General features: G+C 62.1%; 4 protein-coding genes. 2 read left to right on the top strand and 2 right to left on the bottom strand.

Annotation, left to right across the window (positions count from 1 at the left end):
- Window positions 1–1,188, top strand: a 1,188-nt coding sequence (locus FLM9_RS08195) for a hypothetical protein (protein WP_180365313.1), incomplete at its 5' end; no start/stop codon positions are given.
- Here FLM9_RS08195 and lptC read toward each other — a convergent pair.
- Entirely contained in the window at window positions 1,148–2,317 is a 1,170-nt protein-coding gene (lptC, locus tag FLM9_RS05565; protein WP_074457641.1) for an LPS export ABC transporter periplasmic protein LptC, read from the bottom strand. The genes FLM9_RS08195 and lptC overlap by 41 nt on opposite strands.
- Complete coding sequence (gene metG, locus FLM9_RS05560; protein WP_074457640.1) at window positions 2,307–3,899, bottom strand: methionine--tRNA ligase; 1,593 nt, start codon at window positions 3,897–3,899, stop codon at window positions 2,307–2,309. Before metG ends, lptC begins: the two co-directional genes overlap by 11 nt.
- A gap of 87 nt (window positions 3,900–3,986) precedes the next feature.
- On the opposite strand from metG, the gene FLM9_RS05555 reads away from it, so the two are divergent.
- On the top strand, window positions 3,987–4,530 hold a 544-nt coding region (locus tag FLM9_RS05555; protein WP_143324623.1), incomplete at its 3' end, for an FAD-dependent oxidoreductase.

Raw genomic sequence — 4,530 nt, 5'->3', positions numbered from 1 at the left:
CTCTATATTGCGGGCATTTTATTTGCTTTGACTATTGTCCTGCGCAGCGTTCTGGCTGTTTTGCCGTTGGCGGGGCTCATGCCCTGGCTCCTGAAGCAGGCCCGTGGACGCAAGATCCTGACCAGCCCATGGCTCTGGCTTGGCCTGGCATGTGGCGCCCTGCCAACCCTGATCTGGTTGTGGAAGAGTATGGTTGCCTATGGGGTTACAGGATTTACAGCGCCACTCAGGTTCCCCTTGGGAAAAGCGACAGAAACCGGCTTTCCACTCAGTGGTTTCCCCTTCTACGTGGGTGCGATCTTCGCAGGTTTCTTGCCATGGTCACCCTTGCTCCCTTTTGCCGTCGCCAGCCCCAGCCTATGGGCTGATCAGGGCATGACATTTGGTCGTCAGCCCATTGTTCATCGACGCTGGCTTCTTTTGGCAGCACCCGCAACCATGCTCTTATTGCTTGCTTTCACGTCCTCTCAACACGACCAATATGCACTACCGATTTATCCATTTGCGGCTCTGTTGATTGCCGCAGATTTGGATTATCGTTTGGCGGACACCCACACTGCTCAACGCTTGCGTGAGAGAAGCAGTGGTCTGGGATGGCGATCTTTGTCGTCCATTGCCGCGGTCTACTGTTGCTTGGCCGGCATTGTCCTGGTCTTCTGTTTTGGCGGTGGCTTGCTAAGGATTGCTGAACAGTCTGACACCACACTTGATATGGAAAAATTGGGCCTACTCCTAGTCCTGATCAGCAGCGTATGGCTGTTGGGAGGCTTGATGGTCTACTGGTCCCGTAAAACCCTCCGGCAAAGTGTGAAACCATGGATAACCTGTCATATTCTTAGTGCTTGGCTAATCATTTTTGGAACCGTCCATCTGGGTTTTATCGGCAACTATTCCCCTGCAATAAAAGCGTTCCTCCAGCAACCCCACCTGCAGGATATTCTGTCAACGACTCCTGCAGATCTGGTGAATATGGATGGTACGACCATTGCAGTTTTGCTTAGAGCATACAGCCCAATCATGGGCCGGTCCTGGGCGTCGTTTGATGAATTCAAGGCCCAGGGAAGCGAGCTGGTCTGGATTCGTGAGTCTGACGTGGCGGAACTGGATTTTCCCCATCGTCGTCTTGCCCAAGGCCATGGAGTCCTGCTCATCCGGAGGGCTCCAACCCCAACTCCAACTCCGTGGTGACGTGGCCTTGGGGCGGCGCCGTCAGGCTCAGGATGTTGTCTTCCCCCAGCCGGCCCTGGAGTTGGTCGGCCCGGGTGATCTGCTGGTATTGCTCCCGTTGCAACGTCACCCCACCCCGGGCCAGAATCGTCCTGTCCTGCCAGTTCCAGCGGCATTGCTGTGCGGTCAAGGTTTCACCCGGCTGGTGGAATCGGCAACTCTCGCCGATGGTGAGCACGCCTTGCTTGAGATCCAGCATGGCGGAGCGCCCGGAGACTTGCAGTGCCCCCGCCTGAGCTTCCAGAAGACCCGGGCTGTCCAGTTGTTGCCGGTCCAACCTCCAGAGCACGGAATCCTGGGCCTGCCATTGCCCCGCTTGCCGAGTCTGTAATTGGACAGGTGCCTGCAACTCCAGCCACCGCTGCTGGCTGTTGCCCGTCAGGTCGAAGCCTTGTGCGGACTGCACCGCACCGCCCGGGGCAGTCTGTCCGGCCTTCACCGGGCCAGGCGCCATCAGATCGCCGCTGGCCAGGTTCCAGTGAAGCGTTGTAGCCTCAAGGCGCAGGTCATCGGCCTGGGGCGACTGGTCCAGCACAACCACTTGGTCATGGAAGCTGAGGTCTTCGCTGGCAAAATCCAGCTCGGCCCGTCCGGCACTCGCTTGCACGTGCTCACGTTTGACTGTCAGGTTGATGGTCATGGTCATGCGACCTCGGTGTGTATCCCACCGCAACCGCTCACTCGTGACCACCGTGGACGGCTCCTGCAGATGCACCACCTCCACCGCCCCATCCAGTTGCACCAGGCGGTTATTGCCCAGCAGCAGGCCCCGCTGGGCCCGGATCCCGTAGACGGGCACCCCGTCACGGTGGATGACCGCTTCCGGTGTGGTCACCACGGAGGTTTTGCGGATCCAATCGTGACGCGCCTTGGGACTGGTGAGGGACAAGCTCAACGGCGTGTCGGAAGAGTGGTGTTGCAAGCTGAAGGACTGCAACTCGTGAGGCGCCTGCTCCTGCAATGCCGTCTCCAGGGTGGGCAGTGTGCAGCCCGCGAGAAGAACTGCAAGAAGAACGGCGGAATAGGGGGCCGCAAACAGTAGCCCGGTGGCTGCGGAACCACTGGGGGCGGGCCGCTCCTCAGAGATCACCGTCCAACTCCAGTCTGGCCAGGAGTGGTGAGGCCTGGGGCAGGGGTTGGTCGTGGGGGAGCCCACCCCAGCGCACCAACTGCTCCCATGCCCCTGGGGGCAAGCCATGGCGGCTCTCCAGGGGATCACAGCCCAGTTGCACCAGCAGACGGTTGGACAACTCCGGAACCAGGGGTTGGAGACAGATCCCCACCAGACGGGTCGCTTCCAGCACCCCATAGAGCACAGCCGCCACCGCGCCCCTGCGGCTGGCATCCTTGATGGCGCTCCATGGGGCCTGCTCGCTCAAGTAGCCGTTGGTGGTCTCGGCCAGGGCAAGGGTTGCCGTGGCGGCGCCCTGCAGGTCTTGTTGGTCAAAGCACTGGCTCACCCGGGCGGTGGTGGCTGCTGCTACGGCAGCCAGGGGATGGGGGACAACATCATCCTGCGACTCGCCCTGCGCCTCTCGGGGTGGAACGCAGTCCGCAAACCAGCGGCGGGACATGGAGACCGTGCGATTCACCAGGTTGCCGATGGTGTTAGCCAGGTCGTTGTTCACCAGATCCAGAAAGCGCTGCTGCTGGATGTCGCCGTCTTCTCCGAACTGGATATCCCGCAGCAGGTACCAGCGCACCGGCTCCACCCCCACCTTGGCAAACAACGCCTCGGGATCCAGGGTGTTGCCCAGGGTTTTACCCATCTTACGGCCCTCGCGGGTGAGGAAGCCATGGCCGAACACCCGCTTCGGCAAGGGCAGATCCGCCGCCAGCAGCATGGCTGGCCAATAGACCGCATGGAACCGCAGGATGTCCTTGCCAATCAAGTGGAGCCGGGCCGGCCAGCCGCTGGCCAAGGCTGTGGCCAGGTCCTGGGGACCGTCGGGATCGCCCAGGGCGCTGATGTAGCCCAGCAGCGCGTCAAACCACACGTAAAAGGTGTGCCCCGGCCGATGGGGCACAGGGATGCCCCAGGGCAGATTCACCCGAGAGATGGAGAAGTCCCGCAGACCCGCCTCCACGAACCGCTGCACCTCCCGCCGTCGGCTGGCGGGACCAATAAAGTCTTCCCGCGCCACAAGTTGGGCGACGGGCTCCTGGAAATGGGAGAGGCAGAAAAACAGATTCTCCTCATCACGCCACTCCAGAGGGCGATCATGGATGGGGCAGTGGGGTGGTGCGCCATCCTTCCCACTGTCTGCATCTTTGAACTCTTCACAGGCGACGCAATACCAGCCCTGTTGCTGACCCAGGCGAATGTGCCCGTTGCTGCGCACCCGTTCGTAAAATTCATGCACCAGCCGTTGGTGCCGGGGGGTGCTGGTGCGCACAAAGCGGTCATGGCTGATGCCGATGCGCTGCCAGAGGGCCGCAAAGTGGCCCGCCATACAATCCACGTAGTCTTTGGTGGGGACACCGGCGGCGGCGGCACTGCGCTGGATCTTGAGGCCGTGCTCGTCGCAACCGGTGATCAGACACACCCAGTCCCCCTGGAGGCGGCGCCAGCGGGCCATGGCATCCGCCGCCAAGGTGGTGTAGACACTACCGATGTGGGGCTTGTCGTTGACGTAGTACAGCGGTGTTGTGAGAGTGAAACGATGAACCACGCGACCCGACGCGCCCCGGAGGCGCCTATGCAGTTCTGGATTTTAGCCTTTTAGCCAGTGCATGACGCGACAGGCGCCGGGTACACCATGGAGCAACGGCACAGTGACGTGGTGGTGTGGGGTGGAGGACTGGGGGGCACCTGTGCTGCTCTCCAGGCGGCCCGATCCGGCGCCCACACCATCCTCCTGCTGCCTGGTCCCTGGTGTGGCGGCATGGTGAGCGCTGCCGGGGTAAGCGCCGGGGACGGTCATGAACTCAGCGCCTGGCAGACGGGTCTTTGGGGAGCGTTTTTGCGGGGCATGACCGCGGCGGAGCCCAGTGGTCTGGACCATGGCTGGGTGAGTTGCTTCTGTTGGCGGCCCGATCGAGCCGAGGCGCTGCTGCAAGGCTGGCTGGCGGCGGAACACCCACGGCTGCAGGTGCTGCGGGGGATGCAACTGGAAGTGGTGCAACGATGTGGTGACCGCATCCGGGCGCTGGAGGTGAGTCATGGGACCCAGGCCCTGCGTATCCAGGCCGGGGTGGTGATTGACGGCTCCGACCTGGGGGACCTGCTGCCGGTGGCCGAGGTTCCCTTCCGTTGGGGATGGGAGCCGCAGGAGCGTTGGCAGGAACCCAGTGCTCCGACCG

The sequence above is a fragment of the Candidatus Synechococcus spongiarum genome (genome assembly GCF_900047545.1).
GTDB classification, from domain to species: domain Bacteria; phylum Cyanobacteriota; class Cyanobacteriia; order PCC-6307; family Cyanobiaceae; genus Synechococcus_B; species Synechococcus_B spongiarum_C.
This window is presented reverse-complemented; position numbering and strand designations above follow the sequence as displayed.